Here is a 22,989-nt window from a genome sequence, read left to right as displayed (position 1 = left end):
TTTTTATGGGATCAACAATGCGATATACCTAAAGATCACAGGTTTTTATATTCACTTAAGCCTGTTTTTTAATCACATGCTCGGCGGAAAAATCGCGATAGGTACGGCGTGAGGCAGTTTGTTCAGGCAATGGCTCAACCTCGTGCATGCTCTGCAGACAGCGTGCAGTCAGTTCAATATATTGCTGGGTGCCATGACGTTTCCAGGCAATTTCCTTGTCTTCCAGTGGCCGCACCACCTTAGCCGGACTGCCGAGTGCCAGGACATTGGCCGGGATCTGGGCTTTGGCTTTCACGGTACTGTTGGCACCAATAATGGTATTTTCACCAATTTCCGCTTCATCCAAAATCACGCTATTCATGCCAACCAGTACGTTTTTACGAATGATGCAGCCATGCAAAATTGCCCCATGTCCGATATGCCCATATTCTTCTACCAGCGTCACGCTGTCTGGAAAACCATGCACGGTACAGGAATCCTGCACATTGGCATTCTGCTGAATATGGATTCGGCCAAAGTCGGCACGTAAGGCAGCAAATGGGCCAATATAAGCCCCGGCTTCAATAATCACATCACCAATAAGTACAGCAGTTGGATGCACATAAGCCTGCGGATGCACCACAGGAATCACACCATCAATGGAGTAACACGGCATATTTTATTCCTTTAAAATAAGCGGAGTAGATGCTTCCCCACCACGAGGCAAGGAAGCTCTATGAATAAGCTCAAGCCAATGAGCTGGGTTCTTCTATTTTAATACCGCCAAAACGCTTGAAGAATTGCGGATGCGCCGGTGGCATTGAACCTTCCGACGTGCGCGCCAGTTCCATAAAGAATTCTTCTCCGGCACTGACCACACGCTGATACAGGTTGCTACTTAAGTTGCGTGCATTCAGCGATAACCAGTCCGATGGCAGCAGCTCAAACGGCAGGTTCGGATCTTTCAGCAAAATCCGGCGATACTGATGAATCAGCAAAATCCGGATCTGGAAGGCTTGCACCGGGTCCAGTTCATCTTCAGCATCAACCAGATTCAGAAATTCACGGAAATCACCCATGAATTTTTCATAACGCTGATGCAGTTCAGGCACCGGCCAGTTGGTTGCCACCATGCGTTTAATGGTTGGATACGACTCCTGCCATAACTGCAAGGTTTCGGCTTTAAAGATCACCACCTGATCGGTCATTTGCAGATTCAGTAGCAGATTTTGCAGTTTCAGATGATCACAACCCGGATAAGCCATCACGTTGGTGGCAATATTGGCAAAACCGAGCCATTCCAGTTCTTTCTTTAAAATGGCTTTATTTTCCAGCTCGACCGAACTGAGCAGTACCAGATCCCATTTCTGGTCCCATTCCTTGTGCTGGAAGCTGTAAATTTTCTGGTCCGCCATAATAAAACGCTGGCGGCTGTTTTCGGTAATACGGTAATAACTGGTGCGGCCAATTTTTTCCGACACCAGCCAGCCGTTTTGTACCAGACGAAACACAGCGGTACGCACCGAACGTTCGTTCAGGCCAAACACATCCATCAGCTGGATCAGGCTAGCCAGACTGATAATCCCACCGCGATGAAAAATACAGTCACCAAATACGGTCATAATCAGCGATGTGCCACTTAAGGCTTCATGCTGAATAAAATCATCAATACTTTGTTTTAGTTTTGGATTCATTGCGATGTATTCACACCCTGTTTGTGAGGGCAATTGACCGCAGTCAATCGCCCACTGAACCTATGCAGACTTTCGGATATCAAATACCCGCTGCGCCTTACCTTCTGAGCGTGGCAGACTACCTTCCGGCAACACATCCACCGTCACGCTAATGCCCACCATGGTTTTAATCTGGGCTTTTAACTGCCCGGCCAACTGGTGCGCCATAACATCATTGGTATCTTTACGCATTTCTGCCTGAATATGCAATGTGTCGAGGTGTCCCTGTTTACAAATATGAATCTGATAATTCGGAATCAGCTGCGGAATATGTAAAATCTGCTCTTCAATTTGTGACGGGAACACGTTCACACCGCGGATAATCATCATATCATCGCTGCGTCCAACGATTTTGTCCATACGACGCATGGTGCGTGCCGTGCCAGGTAACAGACGGGTCAGGTCACGGGTACGGTAACGGATCACCGGCATGCCTTCTTTGGTGATGGTGGTAAAGACCAGCTCGCCCAGTTCACCATCTGGCAGGACTTCACCAGTTTCCGGATTGATAATTTCCGGATAGAAATGATCTTCCCAGATGGTTGGGCCGTCTTTGCTTTCCAGACATTCCATTGCCACACCCGGTCCCATTACTTCGGACAGGCCATAAATATCCAGCGCATCAATGCCCAAGCGCTCTTCAATTTCCTTGCGCATTTCATTGGTCCACGGCTCGGCACCAAAAATACCGGTACGGATAGAACAGTCTTTGGCTGTGCCAAATTTCTTTTCCAGCGCTTCAATAATATTCAGGCAGTAAGATGGCGTAACCATTAAAGCGGTGGGCTTAAAGTCATGAATCAGCTGCGCCTGACGCTCGGTTTGGCCGCCCGACATTGGAATAACCGTGGCACCCAAACGCTCTACGCCATAATGCGCACCCAAACCGCCGGTAAACAGACCATAACCATAGGACACCTGAATGGTATCTTTGGCACTTAAACCGGCTGCACGTAAGGAACGTGCTACCACATCTGACCAGGTCTGAATATCCTGCTGGGTATACCCGACCACGGTCGGCTGGCCGGTGGTGCCTGATGAGGCATGCACACGCACAATCTGTTCCTGTGGCACGGCAAACATGCCAAACGGATAGTTGTCACGTAAATCTTGTTTGGTGGTAAACGGGAATTTGGCCAGATCTTCCAAAGTGTTGAAATCATCAGGATGGACCCCTGCTTCATCAAACTTCTTTTGATACACCGGGCTGTTCTGGTAGGCATGCTGCAGCGTTTTTTTCATGCGCTGCAGCTGGATGCTACGTAATTCATCGATTGAAACAGTTTCGATTTTTTCCATTGCATTGTTATTCATCTTATTACTCCTTTTCAATCATCCTGATTGAGTGCTGTATTTTTTACTTGGATGTGTCCTCATCCACATTTTCGATAATCATGGCCACGCCTTGGCCCACACCGACACACATGGTGCACAGTGCATATTTCCCTTGACGACGTTTTAATTCTTTCATGGCGGTAATCACCAGACGCGTTCCACTCATCCCGAGTGGATGTCCCAAGGCAATCGCGCCGCCATTTGGATTGACCCGGGCATCATCATCCTGCAAGCCCAGTTCACGGGTCACCGCCAGTGCCTGTGCGGCGAAGGCCTCGTTCAACTCAATGATATCCATCTGGTCCAGGGTTAGCCCGGTCAGCGCCAGTACTTTACGTACCGCCGGCACCGGCCCAATGCCCATATATTTAGCTTCAACACCGGCACTGGCCGAAGCCACCACTTTTGCCAAAGGCTTGAGCTGATGCTGATCGACAAAAGCCTGATTGGCCAGCATGACACAGGCAGCGCCATCATTTACCCCGGAAGCATTACCAGCAGTGACTGAACCACCTTCTTTACGAAACGGGGTTTTCAGGCTGCCTAAAGCCTCCAGCGTGGTGTCAGCACGTGGATGCTCATCGGTCTGGAAGATGATGCTGTTTTTCTTACGGTCTTTAATTTCAACCGGCATAATTTCTTCGGCCAGAATTCCGTTTTGCTGGGCCACTGCAGTTTTCTGCTGGCTACGATAGGCAAACAGATCCTGATCGGCACGATGAATCTGGTATTTTTCTGCAACGTTCTCGGCGGTTTCCGGCATGCTATCGACGCCAAACTGCGCTTTAAATTTCGGGTTAATAAAGCGCCAGCCGATGGTGGTATCAAAAATTTCCGGGGTGCGGCTAAAAGCGGTTTCCGGTTTGGACTGGACAAAAGGTGCACGGCTCATGGACTCAACCCCACCGGCCAGTACAAACCGCGCTTCACCGGCCTTGATCATACGCGCGCCTGTGGCAACCGCATCTAAACCTGAGGCACAAAGACGGTTTAGGGTAATGCCCGCGACATTGTCCGGCATGCCGGCCAGCAAGGCAGCCATACGCGCCACATTACGGTTATCTTCACCAGCCTGATTGGCACAGCCTAAAATCACCTCATCCAGTTCCTGCCAAGGCAGTTCAGGATGCTGGGCTTTTAAATACTGTATTGGCAAGGCAGCCAGGTCATCTGCACGGATGCTGCTGAATGCACCGGCATAACGGCCAATTGGGGTGCGAATTCCATCGCAAATAAATACCTGTTCCATGTCCTGTGGTTTCCTTAGCCTGCTTGGCGAAATTCTAATTCTTGCTCTGACTGCGTACGTTCCTGTGCAGCCTTCTTGCTTAAATATATACTACAACGGTAGCGTTCTTCACCATAAATACGATACATATTTTTAAAAATTTGTAAAATAGTGTTATATCCAATTTTTTCTGCCCACTGGAATGGACCTTGCGGATAATTCACACCATATTTCATTGCTGAATCAATATCTTGTTCGGTTGCTATCGCATGCAGTACTGCTTCACTGGCTTCATTGACCAGCATGGAAATGGTACGCAGCACATATAGACCTGCATGATCTTTAGTCCAGATTGGTATCAGATCAATCGCAGCAAAAAACTGCTCGACTTTGGCGATATCGGCTGCGTTACAGGCCGGTGATGCCACGATTGGTAACGCCTGTGCCACATTCCAGTCAGCATGCCAGTCCATCAGCACTACTTTGTCCTTGCTATAGTCCAGCTCGACCGATTCACCGCGGCTTAAACGCAGGCGTACATCACCCAGTACAATTTCTTCATCTGCCTGTGGCTGACGCTGCACTTTCAGCTGTGAGGCTGCCTGAATCCGCGAGATCAAGCCGCTAGAATGTGACCAGCTTCCATTGACTGCAAGCTCAAGTTCACCCGGTGCAACGCTCGGCATAGCCGGTAAACGATAGGCCGGTGAACGTTCAGCCTGACGATAATCATAAAAACCCTGCCCACTTTTACGGCCGAAACAGCCGGCATCCACCAGCTCTTTCTGGATTAAAGACGGACGATAGCGCGGCTCATAAAAGAATTCCTGATAGACGCTTTGGGTCACGGAAAAATTGACATCCTGCCCGATTAAGTCGGTCAGTTCACATGGCCCCATGGCAAAGCGGCCACATTCACGCATGATAAAATCCAATTGTTCAGGCGTGGTGACATTTTCCTGTAAGGCACGAAAAGCTTCGGCATAATAAGGACGCGCTACCCGGTTGACAATGAAACCCGGAGTTGATTTGGCCGTCACTGGCACTTTATTCCAACTTTGCATCAGGCTGAACAATGCCTGTGCAATCTCTGCTGAGGTTTTCAGGCCACGAATAATTTCTACCAGTTTCATTACCGGTGCCGGATTAAAAAAGTGCAGTCCAACCACACGCTCAGGCTGTGGAATTGCCGCGGCAATGGCGGTAATGGAAATGGATGAGGTGTTAGAGGCAAAAATGGTTTCTACCGGACACAGTGCTGCCAGTTGCTGAAACAGCGCTTGTTTGACCTCTTTCTTTTCCACAATGGCTTCAACCACCAGTTGCGCATTCGCCAGTGCCTGAAGATCGCTGGCAATCGTTAAATTGGCCAGCGTTTGCTCTAACAGCTGCGCTGTCATTTTCCCGGCCGCGACACGTTTTTCCAGCTGTGTTTTTAATTGCGCCAAAGCGGCCTCAGATTTTTGCACATCCACATCAAACAGCTGGGTTGGATGGCCATACATCGCTGCCAATTGGGCAATACCAATGCCCATGGTGCCGGCGCCAATCACCGCGACACGGGCCTGCTGTAAACAAAGTTGTTCCATGATTAGCATCCTGTATATTGCGGTGTGCGTTTTTGCATAAAGGCTTGGACGCCTTCTTTATAATCACTTGAACGGCCGGCCAGACGCTGCAGGTCACGTTCCAGAATGAGCTGTTCATCCAGATTATTGTCGGCTGCAGCATGAATGGCTTTTTTAATTAAGGACAGGCCATAGGTCGGCTGTTTGGCTAAATGCTCGGCCATTTTCTCGGCTTCGGCTTTCAGCTGATCATCTTCTACCACCTGCCAGATCATGCCCAGTTGCAGCGCCTGTTCTGCGCTGACTTTATCACCCAGCATGGCCAGCCCCATGGCTTGGGCACGGCCAACCAGACGCGGCAGGAACCAGGTGCCGCCAGAATCCGGAACCAGACCTAAACGGCAGAAAGCCTGAATAAAAGACGCCGATTTTGCCGCCAGTACAATGTCACAGGCCAAAGCAATATTGGCACCAGCACCGGCCGCAACCCCATTGACTGCGCACAGCACCGGTTTGGGCATATCGGTAATCAGCTTGATTAAAGGGTTGTAATATTTTTCAATTGACAGGCCTAAATCTGGTGCATCGGCATTCGGATCGACCACGCGGTCATTCAAATCCTGTCCGGCACAGAAACCACGACCTTCGGCAGAAATGACCACCGCGCGAATCTTGCTGTCTTTGGCCCATGCCTTCATAACCTTGGACACTTCCTGATGCATGGTTTCATTAAAACTGTTGAGCTGCTTCGGACGGTTAAAGGTCAAATAGCCCACTGCATTTTTTTCTTCGACAATAATTGTTTGGTAATCCATTACACACCTCTAAATTCCGGTTTTCTTTTTTCTAAAAATGCCTGAATGCCTTCCTGACGGTCTTGGGTCGCGGCCAGCCAGACAAAATGTTGACGTTCTAATTTGAGGCCCTGGCTCAAGGTCACTTCATGAATCGACTTTAAGGACTGTTTGATGGCACGGATAGCCAGTGGCGCCTGCGCTGCAATTTTTGTTGCCAGTTCCAGTGCATATTGCACCGTAAGGCCGCTTGGACAGACCTGACTGCTAATGCCGTGTTGCAAGGCGGTCGTGGCGGAGACCATCTCCCCGGTCATGGCCCAGCGCATCGCCAGTTGCTGTCCGACCAGACGCGCCAAACGCTGGGTCCCACCGGCGCCTGGTAACATGCCCAAACCAATTTCAGGGAGTGCAAACTGGGCATTTTCACCGGTGATGATCATGTCGCCATGCAGGGCCAGTTCAAAACCTGCCCCCAGTGCATAACCATTGACCGCCATAATCAGTGGCTTGGAAAACTCATCAATGCCTTTCCACAGCAATGGACGCTGATCCTGCTGGATGCTCACCACATCCAGTTGCGCTAGTTCATTTAAATCCGCCCCGGCAGCAAAACACTGCGGATTGCCGGTAATCACCACGGCTTTTACACTGGAATCTGCATCCAGCTGCTGCAGATGATCAGCCAGTTCTTTTAAGGTGGCATTATTCAGGGCATTACGCTTTTCCGGGCGATTCAGTTCAATTAACACCACACCCGGCGCGGCCAGACTGCTTTTTAAATAATCCATGGCTTGTCACTCCCTGTCCGCTACTTATTCGTCAAAACTTAAGCGTACATTGGCACTGGTCGGACGTGCCTGACAGCTCAGCACATAGCCTTTGGCCACTTCATCTTCTTCCAGGCTGTAGTTGATGGCCATTTCGACCTCACCTTCCAGCACCTTGCATTTACAGGTCGCACAGACCCCACCTTTACAGGCATAAGGCAAGTCAGCACCGGCACGTAAGGCGGCATCGAGAATGCTGTCATCCTGTTTGGAAACGTCGACAATCAGCTCACGGCCATCGAGAATAATATTAACCTTCTCTTCGCTACGGCTTTCAATTTGTGCCGCGCTGGCTTTCGGTGCAGTGCCGGTATTAAAACGCTCGGTGTGAATTTTGCTGCGCTCGATGCCCAGTTCTGGTAACACTGTTTCCACTGCATTCATCATCTCTTCCGGGCCACAGGCAAAGCAGTGATCGAACTGGGAATGAATTAAACCGGCCTGAAACAGCTGTTGCAGTTTTTCCGCATCAATCCGGCCATTGAGTAACTGGCTGTCATTCAGTTCACGCGAGAAAACATTGACCAGTTGTAGACGCTCTTTATAACGGTCTTTTAAATCCATGATCTGTTCCGAGAACATGGTCTGTTTCCAGGAACGGTTACCATAAACCAAGGTAAAATGCGCACCCGGCTGATGGTTCAGCACCGATTTCACAATCGACAAAATTGGGGTAATGCCGCTACCAGCAGCAAAGCCAAGATAATTCTGGCCGCCAGTTTTGGCTGCTTTTTGAAAAAATACGCCTTGTGGTGGCATCACTTCCAATACATCACCGGCTTTAAGATGTTCATTGGCCCAGGTCGAAAACTGGCCCTGATCAATTTTCTTGATGGCAATGCTCATGTCTTCAGCACGATCACTGCAAATTGAATAACAACGACGGATTTCACCCTGCTCGGTCAAATGACGGATGGTAAGATGCTGGCCTGGCTGATACTGGAATAAATCGGCCTGTTCAGGTGCCAGATCAAAGGCAATACAGATGGCCTGTTCGGTTTGTGGCTGAATTGATTTAATGGTTAAAGGTATAAATTGGCTCATGTGAAAATCCCTCTTGCATGCCGACGATGCTTGTCATACTTATATACATTTGAAATAGTCAAACGGTTCAAGACAGTCCTGACACTTGTATAAGGCTTTGCAGGCTGTGGAGCTGAATTCGCTTAATAATTTGGTCTGCTGGCTATGACAGTGTGGACAGCGAATGCCATCACTGAGCGCCACATGCGTGCCACATTGATGTGACTGGCCTTGTGGTGGCGCAATGCCGTACTGCTGCAACTTCTGCTTGCCACTTTCGCTCATCCAGTCGGTGGTCCAGGCTTCCGATAAATCCACCACCACCTGAACCGGGGTTAGACCTTTACTTTGGAACGCCGCGGTAATTTCATCTTTAAGCAGATCGGTGGCCGGACAGCCGCTATAGGTCGGGGTCAGTCGCACCACAATTTCATCTTGCGCGTTGAGTTCAACGCCGCGAATCATGCCCAGATCCAGCACCGACAGCACTGGAATTTCCGGATCAGACACCTGCGCCAGCGCATCCCAGCATTCATCTAGACAATGTCGAATTAAATTCATGCGACTCACTCCCTGTGATCAAGCTGAATTACCAGGCCATATTTGGATAGGAACGCTGCATATATTGCAGTTCGGCCAGAATAAAGCCCAGGTGTTCGGTATGCAGGCCCTGTTTGGCGCCACTACGATACGCACCCGTGTCTGGCAGGCTCAGGCCAAAACGTTGCAGTTCGGTCTGTACCTGTGCCGTCCAGGCGGCTTTTAAAGGTGCAAAGTCTGGTAAAATGCCCTGTGCGACCAGCTGCTGCTCATCTGCGGTCTGTTCAAACAGCTCTGCAGTAAAACGCCATAACTGGTTCAAACCCTGCTGGGTTTTCTCATGCGCTTCGGCAGTGCCCAGACTTAAGCGCTCCATCCAGGTGGTAGAAAAACGCAGATGATATTTGACTTCTTTTAAAGATTTCACCGCAAAAGCAGCGACATCGGCCTGCTGGCTCTCGCTTAAAGCTGTTAACAGCTCCAGGTGATACAGATCCATCAACCATTGGCGTACCATGGTCTGGGCAAAGTCACCATTCGGCTGTTCACATAACAACAGGTTGCGGTATTCACGTTCGGTGCGGAAATAAGCCAGTTTGTCTTCATCACGGCCCAAACCTTCGATCTCACCAGCCAGACTTAAAGCGGTACGTGCCTGACCGAGCAGGTCCAGACCGATATTGGCCAGTGCAATGTCCAGCTCCAGTTCCGGCGCATGGCCACACCACTCAGCCAGACGGTGCGATAAAATCAGCTGGCTGTCGCCCACATGCAGGAGAAATTGTGCTAATACAGTTTGATTCATTGTACTACTCCTTACATGTGCTCAATGCCATCTGGAATATTGTAAAACGTCGGGTGACGATAGACTTTGTCCAGTGAAGGATCAAAAAATTCCGGTTTTTCATCTGGTTGAGATGAAGTAATCAGTTCCGATTTCACCACCCAGATGCTCACCCCTTCATTGCGGCGGGTATAAACATCACGTGCATTTTGCAGTGCCACTTCATCATCAGATGCACGCAGGCTGCCAACATGACGATGGCTTAAACCCTGTTTGCTGCGTACAAACACTTCATATAAAGACCAGTGATTTTTATTGTCCATGAGCGTATTCCTTCTTCATTTCCGTATGTGAGCTGTTTAAGCAACTTTCTGTTGTTGTTGCTGGGTCTGTTGTTTCTGGGCATAAACGGCTGCGGTATCACGCACCCATTTGCCGCCTTCCCAGGCTTTACGACGTGCTTCAATGCGTTCGTGGTTACATGGGCCTTTGCCGGCAATCACATCAAAGAATTCGGTCCAGTTAATTTCACCAAACTCGTAATGGCCAGTGTCTTGATTAAAACGTAAAACTGGATCTGGCACGCTCAGGCCAAGCTGCAACACTTGCGGTACGGTGTTATCGACAAACTTCTGACGCAGTTCATCATTACTGAAACGTTTGATTTTCCAGGCCATGCTTTGCGCGCTGTTCGGCGAGTTGTCATCGCTTGGACCAAACATCATCAGCGCCGGCCACCAGAAACGGTTAACTGCATCTTGCGCCATCTGTTTTTGTTCTGGCGTACCGTTGGCCAGTTGCATCATGGCTTCAAAGCCCTGACGCTGATGGAAACTTTCTTCTTTACAGATGCGCACCATGGCACGGGCATACGGACCATAAGAGGTACGGCAAAGCGCGACCTGATTCACAATCGCTGCGCCATCGACCAGCCAGCCAATCGCGGCTACATCGGCCCAGCTCAGGGTTGGATAGTTAAAGATGGATGAATATTTCATGCGACCGGCAATCAGCTTGTCCATCATGTCGTCACGATCGGCGCCCAGAGTTTCTGCCGCGCTGTACAGATACAGCGCATGACCGGCTTCATCCTGCACTTTGGCCAGCAATACGGCCTTACGTTTTAGGCTAGGTGCACGGGTAATCCAGTTGCCTTCTGGCAACATGCCGACCACTTCGGAATGTGCATGCTGGCCAATCTGGCGAATCAGGGTTTTACGGTAAGCCTCTGGCATCCAGTTTTTAGGTTCAATTGAAATGTCCTTTTCAATTGCCTGCTCAAAGCTGTGAAGTTGATTTGTCATTTTATCCTCACTTATCCCAAGTGTTCTGGTATTAAAATTAAAACGATACATTTTAAAAATCAATATTAATTTTTAAGTATCAAATAAAATAATTCACAAAATTAACTCAATTTATTGTTTTTTAATATTTTTATTTTTTAAAAAATTTTTTATTGCAAAATTTGAGCAGAAATATGATTGACAAAAGCGCGTTAAAGTCAGAAATTATGAAACATCAAAACTAAAATATTACTCAAAACGTATCATAAAAGGAGTTATATCATGCTTGAGTTAGACACCCAGACAGCGCAGACGGAATCACAAGCGACTGATTATTCAAGCGTTCGCCCGGCACTGAAGACCTTAAGCTCACTGGTATGCGGTCAGGAATTTGTTGCGAGTCAGGATTTCCGTCCGGTACAGCATGCCATTACCGGTGAAACCATTTATCAGGTCAGCAGCTTTGGCCTCGATACCCGTGCGGTGGTCGACTATGCCAAACAGCATGGCGCGGCGATTGCCTCCTGGACTTTTCATCAGCGTGCCAATGCACTAAAACAGGTGGCGCAATATCTACTGGAACGTAAAGAAGATTTTTATGAACTGGCCAAAGCCACCGGCTGTACCCGTAAAGATGCCTGGATTGATGTCGAAGGTGGTATTGGTACCCTGTTTGCCTACTCCAGTCTGGTGCGCCGCGAACTGAGTGATGAAACCGCCTGGGTGGAAGACAGCTGGATTCCGCTGTCCAAGCATGGCTCTTTTGGTGCCAAACACGTTTTAAGCCCGAAAGCAGGCGTGGCGGTGCATATTAATGCCTTTAACTTCCCGATCTGGGGCATGCTGGAAAAAATCGCGCCAACCTTATTGGCCGGTGTACCGTGTATTGTTAAACCGGCGACCGAAGGTGCCGAGCTAACCCATGCGGTGGTCAAAGCCATTCATGCCAGTGGGTATTTACCAGAAGGTGCATTGCAGCTGATTTGCGGCCAGACTTATGACCTGTTTGAGCAGCTGACTCCACAAGATACCGTGACTTTCACGGGTTCTGCGGCAACCGGCCAGAAATTACGTGCGCATCCGCACCTGAATCAGTACTCGATTCCCTTTAGCATGGAAGCCGATTCCGTCAACAGCGCCATTCTGACGGAACAGGCCAGCGACACGGCAATTGATCTGTTTGTGCGTGAAGTCTTCCGTGAAATGACCAGCAAAGCAGGCCAGAAATGTACTGCAATTCGTCGCGCTTTTGTGCCACGTGAACTTTTAGCGACCGTACAAGAACGTTTGATTGCCAAGCTGCAAAAAGTGGTAGTCGGTAATCCGGAGCTGGATCAGGTCACCATGGGTGCACTGGCCAGCCTCAAACAGAAACAGGATGTGGCGGCCAAGGTGGAACAGTTAAGCCAGGAAGCTCAAATTGTCTTTGGTAGCCATTTACGTCAGGACTTTAGTATTCAGGCTGATCAACCTGAACTCGGCGCATTCTATCCACCAACTGTACTGGTCTGTGAACAGCCTGAACAGGCCAGCAGCCTGCATCAGATTGAAGCCTTTGGTCCGGTGGTAACGCTGATGGCATATGATCATCTGGCACAACTGGCCGGTCTGGTGGCACGCGGTGAAGGTAGTCTGGTGGCCTCGGTGGTACGTGATTGCGAGCAGAATATTGAACAGCTGATTGCCAAGATTGCCCCGTGGCATGGCCGTGTGCATGTGCTGGATGAGGAAAGCGCCAAAGAAAGTACCGGTCATGGTTCGCCATTGCCGCATCTGGTGCATGGTGGTCCGGGTCGTGCTGGTGGAGGTGAGGAACTGGGCGGCTTGCGCGCGGTAAAACATTATATGCAACGCACCGCAATTCAAGGTTCACCGAATGCCATGACCCAGATTGGGCATAGCTGGACCGCCGGTGCTCAGGTGTTTGAAGATCGGGTTCATCCATTTAAAAAATCGTTTGATGAATTACGTGTTGGTGAACGTCTGCTCACCGCACGCCGTACCGTAACCGAGGCCGATCTGGTGAACTTCGCCTGCTTAAGCGGTGATTATTTCTATGCACATATGGACAAAATTGCCGCGGCAGAATCGCTGTTTGAAGAGCGTGTCGCACACGGCTACTTTGTGGTGTCGGCCGCAGCCGGTCTGTTTGTTGATGCTGCGCCTGGCCCGGTGATTGCCAACTACGGCATGGACAACCTGCGCTTTGTCGAGCCGGTGAAAATTGGCGATACCATTCAGGTCGAGCTGACCTGCAAACAGAAAACCCCGAAACAGCAACGCGACCCAAGCCAGAAGCCACACGGCGTGGTGGTGTGGGATATTAAAGTGAAAAACCAGCGTAATGAACTGGTCGCCACCTACGATATTCTGACCCTGGTAGAACGTGGCGAAGTTTAAGCCGATCTGTTTTAGCTCCAAAAAAGGAATCTTTATGATTCCTTTTTTTATTTATACTTAAAAATATGTATCTTTTTATTCAGAACAGATTGACCCGCTGTGCAGAAAGGAATAAATTGAAGATAGACGATACAAAACAAAAATAACAAGGTTTAAAACGTATCATATTATCTTATACGTTCAGCACAGGAAGTTGCACAATGAATGATAAAACTCTAGAGATAGATGCGGTTGAAAGGAATATTCAACCCGAAAGCAAACAGTTTGAAGCGGCTCATCCCATTGACCTGCCGGCCACGCCTAGTTCGCAGGACAGCAGCAGTACCTATCAGTGGTATGTGGTGATTATCTGTATGGTGGCCTATATCCTGTCTTTTGTAGACCGCCAGATTCTGTCCTTAATGATTGAGCCAATTAAGGCCGATTTAATGCTCAGTGATACCCAGTTCAGCTTATTGCAAGGCCTGGCCTTCTCGCTGTTCTATGCCTTTATGGGTGTGCCCATTGCCGCACTGGCCGATAAAAAATCACGGATTAAAATTATTTCTATCGGCATTGCCTTCTGGAGTCTGGCCACAGCGGCTTGTGGTTTAAGTAAAAACTTCATCCAGATGTTTTTAGCACGTTTAAGTGTCGGCGCCGGTGAAGCGGCCCTGTCACCTGCCTTCTACTCGATTGTGGCTGACCTGTTCCCGAAAGAAAAACTCGGCCGTGCTTTGGGTGTTTATGCGATTGGCGCCTTTATTGGTTCTGGTCTGGCCTTCCTGATTGGCGGCTACGTGATTGGCTTATTAAAAGAAGTCGATTTTGTGGTATTGCCAATAATTGGTGAATTAAAAACCTGGCAACTGACTTTCTTTATTGTCGGTTTACCGGGTGTATTATTGGCCCTGGTGATGATTCTGACCGTACGTGAACCCAGCCGTAAAGGTGTGAAAGTCGGTCAGGATGGTGAAGTCGTTAAAGCCTCATTTAAAAACTCGGTGGCTTTTATTAAATTGCACAAGAAAACCTTCTTCTGTCATTTTATTGGCTTCTCTTTCTACACCATGATGCTGTATTCCCTATTAGGCTGGGCACCGGCCTATTACATGCGTCATTTTGGCCTCGATGCCAGTCAGACCGGTTATGTCTTGGGCTGTATTATTCTGGTGGCGAATACGGCGGGCGCGCTGTTCTGCGGCTGGCTCATCGACTTTTTCTCCAAACGTGGCTATAGCGATGCGGCTATTCGTGCCGGTGCTTTGGGCTGTGCAGCGCTGATTATTCCAAGTGTGCTGTTTACCCAGGTAGATAATCTGTACTTATCGTTTGCACTGATTTTTGTGGCGATGTTCTTCTCGACCTTCCCGATTCCAGCCTCGGCTGCCGCGACACAAATGCTGACCCCCAACCAACTCCGCGCTCAGGTTTCTGCCAAATTCCTGCTGATCTCCAACCTGATTGCCTTGGGTGTGGGTACTACGGCTGTGGCTTTAATTACCGATAACTATTTTGAAAACACACTGATGGTTGGCAACTCGATTTCAATTGTCAATGCAGTAGCCGGTGTGATTGGCGTATTCCTGCTGTATAAAGGTTGTCGCTATTATCGTGACAGTATCCAGCATGAAAAATTGAACTAAGTGCTCCATCCCTGATGAAGAATGAGCCGGCCTCATTCTTCATTTATTTCTGGCAGATCATCCATCCTATCTCATCTTCCCTGTTCAAATTGACTTTTCTATCTCCTGATCTGCGCGTTTTCAGCATCTTCAAAATTCATCTGATTTCTGGTGATGATGCTTATACAGTATTACTACCATCTGCAATCTTTTTGCAGCAGCAACTGTGCTACATTCATGTATGTTGATCATCTGATTCCTTATAACGACAAGCTTTGGGAGCGACTCATGGCGAAAATGAAAAAAGCATCGATGCATATTGATATTGGTATTTCTGAAGATAACCGGGCCAAAATTGTCGAAGGGCTTTCCCGACTTCTGGCCGACAGTTATACCCTATATTTAATGACCCATAATTTCCACTGGAACGTGACCGGGCCACAGTTTAACAGCCTGCACACCATGTTTATGACGCAATATACCGAGCAATGGAATGCACTGGATGTTATTGCCGAGCGGATTCGTGCGCTGGGTTTTCCGGCGCCGGGAACCTATAAAGAATTTGTAAAACTGGCGTCGATTGAAGAAGTCGAAGGTGTACCAAAAGCCAATGAAATGGTGGAGTTATTGGTTCGTGCCCATGAAACAGTTGCCCGTACCGCACGCAGTATTTTTGATGTGGTGGAAGAAGCCAATGACCAGCCAACTGCGGATGTACTGACCCAACGATTGGAAGTCCATGAAAAAACTGCCTGGATGTTAAGAAGCCTGTTAGAAGAATAAATAGATGAAGAATAAAACCGGGGCGATGCTCCGGTTTTATTTTGGGTGTTTTTAAGCTGCCTACATGGCAGTGAACCTGGTCCTGTCATACTGAAAATTCTGGTGAATTTTCTAAGCTGCCTACATGGCAGTGAACGTGGTGAAGAGGCGCTGATTGCTTTGGCGAATTTTCTAAGCTGCCTATATGGCAGTGAACTAGACAGGTATTTCCAGCCAGCAGAGCGGAATTTTCTAAGCTGCCTGTATGGGGGTCGTATCCATACCCGCACGCATGTCCATCGGCTGGGTAGAGAGCCAGATTTCATCGATATGGATCATGTTGCAAGTGCCTTGAGTAATTCTGCTAAAGCAGATATTTCTGATACTTGCCATTTCAAGCCAATTTCTGCTTTTGAGTGGGGTAAAGTAATTTGAACCGTTAACATGTCAGTAGGAGTAGGATCTAATGGTGCAGAGCAAGATAAGGCAATAAATGCAGGTTTATTCGGTAGTGGTGAGCGATCATTCCCTGGCTTACCATCAATTAAGCGAATCCATTTGGATACAAGATTTGTATTCAATCCATGTTGCAAAGCGACCGAAGCAATTGAAACGTTCGGTGCTTTAAGGCAAAGGATTTCTTTCTTTGCTTCGAGAGGTTCATGTTCATCAGGGTTGTTACGTCGTAAAGGCTGTACGGCCTTATTTATCTCGGAGAGTGGTGGCAGTCCAAACAACAAACCCCATGACCATAACTTATGGGGCTTGTTGGCTATTTTGCTGCGTATTGTGTGGCTTTTTGTGATTAAGCCTTACATCGCTTCACGCTGCGCTTCATCTTCCAAATAGCTTTCTAAAGAATCATCTAGCGCATATAACCATGGCGTGTGATGTGGCTTAGCCATTTTTCCAGTCATTACTGAGCGATAGACTTTATCTCTAAAGCCCATAATGTTTTCTTTTTTATGCTTTTTCCATTGCATGAAAATATCATGCACTGCATCAATATTGAATGATGGATAGTCCGTCTGCGCAATCAGGCGTTTGATGTAATCGCCTTGGAAGCGGGCAGATTGTTCATCGTTCAATAGGCGCTGCTCTTTTTCATGTAAGGTCTGCGTATGGCTCTGCATTTCTGCCGTGCTTGGTAAAGTAATTTTGCCCAAAATCACATCACGGACAAACCATGCTTGCGCATCGAACATATTGAAGGTGTACCATTGATCTTGCATGCCCAAGTAGAACAAGCGAGGATTCTTTTCCCACACCACACCCTGATATAAACCCTGCGGATAAAGGCAGTTATGTGTTCTGAGGCGTAGGTTATCTTCAATAAATGGGAAGTGGTGCAAATAGCCTGTGCATAAAATAATGGCATCAATTTTGGCAGATGTTCCATCACCAAAATAAGCAGTATTTTCATCTACACGCAGTAATTGTGGCTTTTCAGACCAGTTTTTAGGCCATTTAAAACCCATGGCTTTACTGCGATAGCAACTGTAAATTTGCTTAGCACCGTATTTATAACATTGTGAACCAATGTCTTCGGCAGAGTAGCTGCTGCCAACCAATAACACAGACTTACCTTTAAATTCCAGCGCATCACGGAAGTCGTGTGCGTGCAAAATGCGACCATGGAATTGATCAAAGCCTTCATAAACAGGAACACGTGGGGTAGAGAAGTGTCCAGATGCAACGACAACATAATCAAATTGTTCTGAATAGTGCTGTTGTTGTGCATAATCTTCGACATCTACCGTGAATTTTTGCGTTGTTTCATCATAGGCAATATGCTGAACGGCACTATTGAAACGGACTAAATCTTTGACCTGTGCTTTTTCTGCACGGCCTTTGATGTAATCCCACAGTACTGCACGTGGCGGATATGAAGCGATTGGTTTTTTGAAATGTTCATCAAAAGTATAATCGGCAAATTCTAGCGCTTCTTTGGGGCCATTTGACCATAAATAGCGGTACATACTGCCGTGGACAGGTTCCCCATGTTCATCTATACCAGTGCGCCAAGTATAGTTCCATAGCCCGCCCCAATCATTTTGTTTTTCGAAACATACAATTTCAGGAACTTGTAGACCTTTGGCCTTTGCTGACTGAAACGCTCTTAATTGGGCCATGCCACTTGGGCCAGCACCAATAATTGCAATTCGATCCATTGCTATCTCCATTAGTTTTGAGTTCTTAATTACCTCTCCAATTTTGAGTGTCACAATTTAGGATTTGAAATATAAGCATTATAAAGATAAGCAAATACAATCCTAAATTGAGCGATTAAAAATCTGTTCAAAATAGGATGTGAATTAAAAAAAAGAAAAAATAATAAAATGTGCTAAAGACAGTAAAAATTACCTAAGCAATTCATCTTTATAAAAAACACATTTTTTAAGAAAGCTGATCTTATCATAATTTCTGATTAATTGTGGCTTTGCTTAGTTATAAAAGTGAATTTAAAGTCATTCCATTAAGGCTTTGTTGCACAAAGATTTCATAACTATATGATTTTAAAAGTTTTGATTGTTTTTGATCCAAAATTAAATTTATTTAAATCAGATGCTTACATATTTATGCAACAAAGCCATGTGAAACTAATTTCTCTACACGATTGTAAATACTTTCACTTCTAAGCATATCCTGAAAAAATGTCAGCCATTGTTGAGGTGAAATTTTGGTGAAATCCAATTCACCAAAAACAGATAAGATACGTTTTTCAATTGATTGAGTTTCTTTCTTTATTGTTATTGCAGCCCAAGTTGTTTTCTTAGTATCAAGCCAGTCATACATCAAACTTTTTAAATTAAGTTGTTGTTCCTCAATCTTTTGCAATTCAATTTCTTTTTTTGTTAATACTTTTTCATTTTGCTGTAACTTAAGAAAAATAGTTGAAGCTTCAAGTTTAGCTGCTACAAGCGATAACTGCGGATAACTTCCAATACTGTGCCATTTCCACTTCCCTACCTCATCCTTAAAGCGGACTTGCCAAGTTTTTTTTCCTTTTGGTGATACACGAAAATAAAGCCCAGCATCACATGAAATACGATACTCCTTATCCTCAGGTTCAAGATTGAGAAGATGGGTATCTTTGATTTGTTTGATGTTATCTAAAGCCGCTCTTTTCATAACAAAATCTCTTGTATCCGAGTAATGCAGAAAGAGTATCGGATACAAGATTGGATACACAAGAGGGTCAAATAAAGCTGTGCATAGCCAAACATAGTTGTGCAAAAAGCAGAAATAAAAAACCCATGAATCATTATAATTCATGGGTTTATATATCAAATCATTACAAAACTGTGCATATGATTACAAAAAACTGGTGGGCCCAGACAGACTTGAACTGTCGACCAACGGATTATGAGTCCGCTGCTCTAACCAACTGAGCTATAGGCCCTTTTCACTGAAATTGTTATATATCAACAAGTTCAGGCGCCATGAATACTATCGAAGATTTTTTTAAAATACAAGCCCTTTCAAAATCGCTTGTACAGTAAGACAACAGTTAACCAGAAGCTCAAAAATTAGCAGGAAATTGCACAACATCATCTCATCAAGCATTGCACTGAAACTGCGCTCATATCATGAGAGGTAAATTCGAAATTTATTTTTTTAAGATAAAAAAGCAATAAATCAATAAAAAATTATACTTTTTTGAAATAACTTTATATCGTGAGTACAAAAACTTATAAAGTATTCGTATTGCTGAAATTTTAAACTCTTTTTGAGTTCAGTGACTTTTCTTTGCGCGACTCGAACACAAGTTCAGCAATAGACCAAAGCACAATCACCATTAAAATGAGCGAAGCAACAATTAGTGCGGTCAAATATGTCATTTTGCTATTCCTGTTGAGGTTAAGCCTAAAGTTGGACATTGGCCTGAACTACGACCTATCTACGACAAAAGTCTAATGCTTAAATTATCTGCTGAATAGCTTTTTTTTCACTTTTTTAATAGTAATTTTCTATATACTCATTTATTTTAAGTCTTAATAACTTTTAATTTATATCTAAAAACAATAAGTTGTTAGATTATATTCTGCGGCTAAACAGGTCTTTATTTTTTCTGCACAGTTGCACAAATTAACCCTTGACTCTAAAGCCGAACAAGCACAAATTATGCGCTTTCGTTTGTTTTACTCTGTACCCATGTTAAAAAAATTTATTGGCGAAGCTGCATTTAAAGTTGCCGGATGGCGCTATAACGTCGAACCTGATATTCTGGAAGATAAACAGGTCATTATTGGTTTTGAGCATACCTCGATGCTCGATGCAGTGCTATCACTGGCCATCTTCCAAATTTTCGACATGAAAATTCATACCTTAATCAAGAAAGAATTATTCAAAGGTCCACTTAAACCGGTACTTGAAGCCGTGGGCGGTATTGCGGTTGATCGTAAAGCCAATCAGGACATCGTGGGACAAATGGTGGAGCTGTTCCAGCGCAATGAAAAATTCAATCTGGTGATTGCTCCTGAAGCGACCCGTGCCAAAAATGGTGAAGCACGTAAGCCAATTCGTACCGGTTTCTGGCATATTGCCAAAGCCGCCAATGTGCCGATTGTGCTGATGTATGCCAACTCTAAAACCAAGCAAGGCGGGATTTTTGGTAAAATTTATCCAACCGACCTGGCGCATGATCTCGCGCTGATCAAACAACTCTATAAAGAAAACACCGGATTGGATATTATTATTCCAGACGTGAAAACAGCGTAAATTTTTCAGTTAAAACTTAAAACCCTGCCCTTTTTTCAGAAAAAGGGCTTATGGTAGAATCTGTGCAATTCGATCGGCATACAGCCAATCTACAAGGAGCATATTTCGCATGGCGGGTCATTCCAAGTGGGCCAATATCAAGCATCGTAAAGCCAAACAAGATGCTAGTCGTGGTAAGTTGTTTACCAAATACATTCGTGAACTGACAACTGCTGCTAAACTCGGCGGTCCGGATGCAGGGAGCAACCCTCGCTTACGTGCTGTAGTCGAAAAAGCATTATCAGTCAACATGACACGTGATGTGATTAACCGTGCGATTCAACGTGGTGCTGGCGGTGAAGATAACGATGACTTAAAAGAAGTCACCTATGAAGGTTATGGTGTCGGCGGTGTGGCCGTGATTGTTGAAACCATGACTGACAACTTAAACCGTACCGTACCAGACGTTCGTCACTGCTTCTCTAAAACCGATGGTAACTTAGGCACCAACGGTTCAGTGGCCTTCTTATTCACCAAACGTGGTGAAATTACGTTTGAAGATGTGTCTTTAGAAGATCAGATCATGGACGTGGCATTAGAAGCCGGTGCAGAAGATATTGAAGTCTCTGAAGATGAAATTCTGGTGATTACCACTCCAGAAACATTTGGTACCGTTCAGGATGCTTTAGCAGCAGCAGGTTTAAAATCTGACAATGCTGAAGTGGTGATGAGCCCATCAACCAAAGCTGAAATCACCGACATCGACCAGGCTAAAAAAATCATGAAAATGATTGATATGCTTGAAGATTTGGATGATGTTCAGAACGTTTATACCAACGTTGAATTCTCTGATGACGTTTTAGCAGCCTTAGATGCTTAAAACTTACAGATAAAAAACGCGCTCATCTGGCGCGTTTTTTATTTCTTAGAAATTAAACTTTATTGAGCAAATTCGAGCAGTTTAAAACATTATATTCTTTAATCACGAAGCTCGAATGCAGCGCCACCACATGGTCAATTTTACCAATGCGTTTGAGTAAAATTTCACTGTAGTTTTCCATATCCCGCGCAATCACTTCTACAATAAAGTCAGCGGTTTGCCCGGTCACCAAAAAGGCATTAATCACTTCGGGAATATTTTCCAGTTCTTCCAGAAACTTGGCAAAGGTATCGGTATCATGTTTACTCAGCGACACCTGCAACAGGACATGCAGATTAAAGCCGAGTTTCTGGTAATTAATTTCCCGCTTTAAACCTGAAATAATATTATGATCAATCAGGCTTTTAATCCGGCGATGTACCGAACTCACCGACAAATTCACCCGCTCCGACAGTTCATTTAAATTGACATCTTCATGACTTAAAATTTCAAGAATATGCTTATCAAAGCGATCCAGTTCCATTTTTATACTCTTTTTAACAGGCAATGACACTTTATAATTTTAGCCGAATCAGTACCACAACAATATTTATTTCTCATTATTTTTTCATCTATTGAAATTTTTTTTCAAGATATGATGTGCAGACACAACTGTAGCCTAACGGATCAGACCTCTGCCATTTATCTTGATCTTTTAAAAACAGATAAACGGTTAGCTTCAATAAACCGCTGTTTTCTCAAAAATTTCCTTCTCTCTACTGCGTTTAAATTGCCTTCTCTGCCCAAAAGCAGCTGATTCCAGACCGTTCATCTTTTACAAGTGTATACAAATAGATTAAAAAAAGATGCGTTTCAACACCAGCAAAACAAAAACATAAGAACACAAGGAATCGTCTTCATGGCTTTTAAATCTTTCAGTTTGCTGAAAAGCAAGCTCAGCCCGGTTTTAACTGTCGAAACCCAAACCAGCAGCTTTTTCAGTGGCATCAGCTCGACCTTGTCGAACTGGTTTGGACAACTCACCAGCCCCTCTACCCCAACCCTCGACAGCTTATTGCAAAGTCTGTTGTCTGGAAACAGCCTGGACAGTAGCAGTCTTAGCAATTTAATCAGCCAGTTTACAGGAAGTAATAGCGGCAGTTTGGATATTTCTAGCCTGATTAATCAACTGACCCAAGCCAATGGGGGCAGTTTTGATCTGGGCTCAATTAGCAATTTAATCGGTGGTCTGATTGGCGGTGATACTGCTGATCTGGATTTTGAAACCATCAGCCAGCTGATTGGTGGCTTGATTGGCGGTAATACGGGCGACCTGGATATTGGTACCATTGCTGACCTGGTCGGTGGTCTCATCGGCGGTGGTGCCGGCGACTTTGATATTGGCGCAATCGTAGAACTGGTGAGCGGCCTGATGGGTGGTGGTTCGGATGATCTCGACATCGCAGCGATTACTGAATTGGTTGGTGGGTTGATTGGCGGCGGTGCTGGTGATATTGATATTGGCGCGATTGCCGGATTAGTCAGTGGATTAATCGGTGGTGGTTC

21 protein-coding genes, 1 tRNA gene and 1 pseudogene are annotated in these 22,989 nt (G+C 46.0%); 6 read left to right on the top strand and 17 right to left on the bottom strand.

Annotation, left to right across the window (positions count from 1 at the left end; all coding sequences use genetic code 11):
• Positions 1 to 55: 55 nt before the first annotated feature.
• The 12 genes from FTT68_RS02210 to paaA all read right to left on the bottom strand — a co-directional run bounded on the left by FTT68_RS02210 (position 56) and on the right by paaA (position 11,118).
• The gene (locus FTT68_RS02210) at positions 56 to 655 is read right to left on the bottom strand and encodes a hypothetical protein (RefSeq protein WP_005177381.1); all 600 of its coding nucleotides are present in this window, start codon (positions 653 to 655) and stop codon (positions 56 to 58) included.
• A 70-nt stretch (positions 656 to 725) separates the two neighbouring features.
• The gene (gene paaX, locus FTT68_RS02205) at positions 726 to 1,673 is read right to left on the bottom strand and encodes a phenylacetic acid degradation operon negative regulatory protein PaaX (protein ID WP_005177380.1); all 948 of its coding nucleotides are present in this window, start codon (positions 1,671 to 1,673) and stop codon (positions 726 to 728) included.
• Between the two features lie 60 nt (positions 1,674 to 1,733).
• Entirely contained in the window at positions 1,734 to 3,026 is a 1,293-nt protein-coding gene (gene paaK / locus FTT68_RS02200) for a phenylacetate--CoA ligase PaaK (RefSeq protein WP_005177377.1), read from the bottom strand.
• A gap of 43 nt (positions 3,027 to 3,069) precedes the next feature.
• On the bottom strand, positions 3,070 to 4,296 hold the full coding sequence (gene pcaF / locus FTT68_RS02195; protein WP_171431971.1) for a 3-oxoadipyl-CoA thiolase: 1,227 nt from the start codon (positions 4,294 to 4,296) through the stop codon (positions 3,070 to 3,072).
• A gap of 14 nt (positions 4,297 to 4,310) precedes the next feature.
• On the bottom strand, positions 4,311 to 5,864 hold the full coding sequence (locus FTT68_RS02190; protein WP_180036767.1) for a 3-hydroxyacyl-CoA dehydrogenase: 1,554 nt from the start codon (positions 5,862 to 5,864) through the stop codon (positions 4,311 to 4,313).
• 2 nt (positions 5,865 to 5,866) lie between these two features.
• Positions 5,867 to 6,658, bottom strand: a complete 792-nt coding sequence (gene paaG / locus FTT68_RS02185; RefSeq protein WP_016658265.1) for a 2-(1,2-epoxy-1,2-dihydrophenyl)acetyl-CoA isomerase PaaG — start codon at positions 6,656 to 6,658, stop codon at positions 5,867 to 5,869.
• Positions 6,658 to 7,428: an enoyl-CoA hydratase-related protein gene (locus FTT68_RS02180; protein ID WP_016658266.1), complete on the bottom strand. Its 771-nt coding sequence runs from the start codon at positions 7,426 to 7,428 to the stop codon at positions 6,658 to 6,660. Before FTT68_RS02180 ends, paaG begins: the two co-directional genes overlap by 1 nt.
• A 24-nt stretch (positions 7,429 to 7,452) precedes the next feature.
• Positions 7,453 to 8,511 carry a 1,2-phenylacetyl-CoA epoxidase subunit PaaE gene (gene paaE, locus FTT68_RS02175; protein ID WP_005177359.1) on the bottom strand — a complete coding sequence of 353 codons (1,059 nt, stop codon included), beginning with the start codon at positions 8,509 to 8,511 and terminating at the stop codon, positions 7,453 to 7,455.
• A gap of 39 nt (positions 8,512 to 8,550) precedes the next feature.
• Positions 8,551 to 9,051, bottom strand: coding sequence for a 1,2-phenylacetyl-CoA epoxidase subunit PaaD (gene paaD / locus FTT68_RS02170; protein ID WP_016658268.1), 501 nt, complete (start codon positions 9,049 to 9,051; stop codon positions 8,551 to 8,553).
• Positions 9,052 to 9,079: 28 nt separating this feature from the next.
• Positions 9,080 to 9,835, bottom strand: a complete 756-nt coding sequence (paaC, locus tag FTT68_RS02165) for a 1,2-phenylacetyl-CoA epoxidase subunit PaaC (protein ID WP_168383024.1) — start codon at positions 9,833 to 9,835, stop codon at positions 9,080 to 9,082.
• 11 nt (positions 9,836 to 9,846) lie between these two features.
• Positions 9,847 to 10,137 carry a 1,2-phenylacetyl-CoA epoxidase subunit PaaB gene (gene paaB, locus FTT68_RS02160; protein WP_005177351.1) on the bottom strand — a complete coding sequence of 97 codons (291 nt, stop codon included), beginning with the start codon at positions 10,135 to 10,137 and terminating at the stop codon, positions 9,847 to 9,849.
• A gap of 36 nt (positions 10,138 to 10,173) precedes the next feature.
• Positions 10,174 to 11,118 (bottom strand): 1,2-phenylacetyl-CoA epoxidase subunit PaaA, encoded by a 945-nt coding sequence (gene paaA, locus FTT68_RS02155; RefSeq protein ID WP_180175155.1) that lies wholly within the window; start codon positions 11,116 to 11,118, stop codon positions 10,174 to 10,176.
• 261 nt (positions 11,119 to 11,379) lie between these two features.
• On the opposite strand from paaA, the gene paaZ reads away from it, so the two are divergent.
• The 3 genes from paaZ to FTT68_RS02140 all read left to right on the top strand — a co-directional run bounded on the left by paaZ (position 11,380) and on the right by FTT68_RS02140 (position 15,884).
• Positions 11,380 to 13,497 (top strand): phenylacetic acid degradation bifunctional protein PaaZ, encoded by a 2,118-nt coding sequence (paaZ, locus tag FTT68_RS02150; protein WP_180036768.1) that lies wholly within the window; start codon positions 11,380 to 11,382, stop codon positions 13,495 to 13,497.
• Positions 13,498 to 13,697: 200 nt separating this feature from the next.
• A complete protein-coding gene (locus tag FTT68_RS02145) occupies positions 13,698 to 15,122 on the top strand; it encodes an MFS transporter (RefSeq protein WP_168384153.1) in 1,425 nt (474 codons plus the stop codon).
• Positions 15,123 to 15,389: 267 nt separating this feature from the next.
• Entirely contained in the window at positions 15,390 to 15,884 is a 495-nt protein-coding gene (locus tag FTT68_RS02140) for a Dps family protein (RefSeq protein WP_005177343.1), read from the top strand.
• A gap of 314 nt (positions 15,885 to 16,198) precedes the next feature.
• Here FTT68_RS02140 and FTT68_RS14030 read toward each other — a convergent pair whose 3' ends face one another.
• The 4 genes from FTT68_RS14030 to FTT68_RS02120 all read right to left on the bottom strand — a co-directional run bounded on the left by FTT68_RS14030 (position 16,199) and on the right by FTT68_RS02120 (position 19,266).
• Positions 16,199 to 16,603, bottom strand: a complete 405-nt coding sequence (locus FTT68_RS14030; protein ID WP_227554656.1) for an IS66 family insertion sequence element accessory protein TnpB — start codon at positions 16,601 to 16,603, stop codon at positions 16,199 to 16,201.
• A 72-nt stretch (positions 16,604 to 16,675) separates the two neighbouring features.
• Positions 16,676 to 18,034 carry an NAD(P)-binding domain-containing protein gene (locus FTT68_RS02130; RefSeq protein ID WP_005177227.1) on the bottom strand — a complete coding sequence of 453 codons (1,359 nt, stop codon included), beginning with the start codon at positions 18,032 to 18,034 and terminating at the stop codon, positions 16,676 to 16,678.
• Positions 18,035 to 18,440: 406 nt separating this feature from the next.
• On the bottom strand, positions 18,441 to 18,995 hold the full coding sequence (locus FTT68_RS02125; RefSeq protein ID WP_180036769.1) for a DUF4102 domain-containing protein: 555 nt from the start codon (positions 18,993 to 18,995) through the stop codon (positions 18,441 to 18,443).
• Between the two features lie 194 nt (positions 18,996 to 19,189).
• Positions 19,190 to 19,266, bottom strand: a tRNA-Ile gene (locus FTT68_RS02120).
• A gap of 752 nt (positions 19,267 to 20,018) precedes the next feature.
• Between FTT68_RS02120 and FTT68_RS02115 the strand changes: the two genes are divergently transcribed.
• Both FTT68_RS02115 and FTT68_RS02110 read left to right on the top strand, forming a co-directional pair.
• A complete protein-coding gene (locus FTT68_RS02115; protein ID WP_180036613.1) occupies positions 20,019 to 20,585 on the top strand; it encodes a 1-acyl-sn-glycerol-3-phosphate acyltransferase in 567 nt (188 codons plus the stop codon).
• 109 nt (positions 20,586 to 20,694) lie between these two features.
• Positions 20,695 to 21,444: a YebC/PmpR family DNA-binding transcriptional regulator gene (locus tag FTT68_RS02110; protein WP_005177213.1), complete on the top strand. Its 750-nt coding sequence runs from the start codon at positions 20,695 to 20,697 to the stop codon at positions 21,442 to 21,444.
• 52 nt (positions 21,445 to 21,496) lie between these two features.
• Here the strand turns inward: FTT68_RS02110 and FTT68_RS02105 are convergent, their stop codons facing one another.
• Entirely contained in the window at positions 21,497 to 21,967 is a 471-nt protein-coding gene (locus FTT68_RS02105; protein WP_180036614.1) for an Lrp/AsnC family transcriptional regulator, read from the bottom strand.
• 375 nt (positions 21,968 to 22,342) lie between these two features.
• Between FTT68_RS02105 and FTT68_RS02100 the strand changes: the two are divergent.
• Positions 22,343 to 22,989: pseudogene (locus FTT68_RS02100) on the top strand (hypothetical protein); the annotation flags it as partial.

It is taken from the genome of Acinetobacter sp. Q85-2 (assembly GCF_013420555.1).
Lineage (GTDB): Bacteria > Pseudomonadota > Gammaproteobacteria > Pseudomonadales > Moraxellaceae > Acinetobacter > Acinetobacter indicus.
The sequence above is the reverse complement of the archived record's forward strand: the minus strand, read 5'-3'. Positions and strand labels throughout refer to the sequence as shown.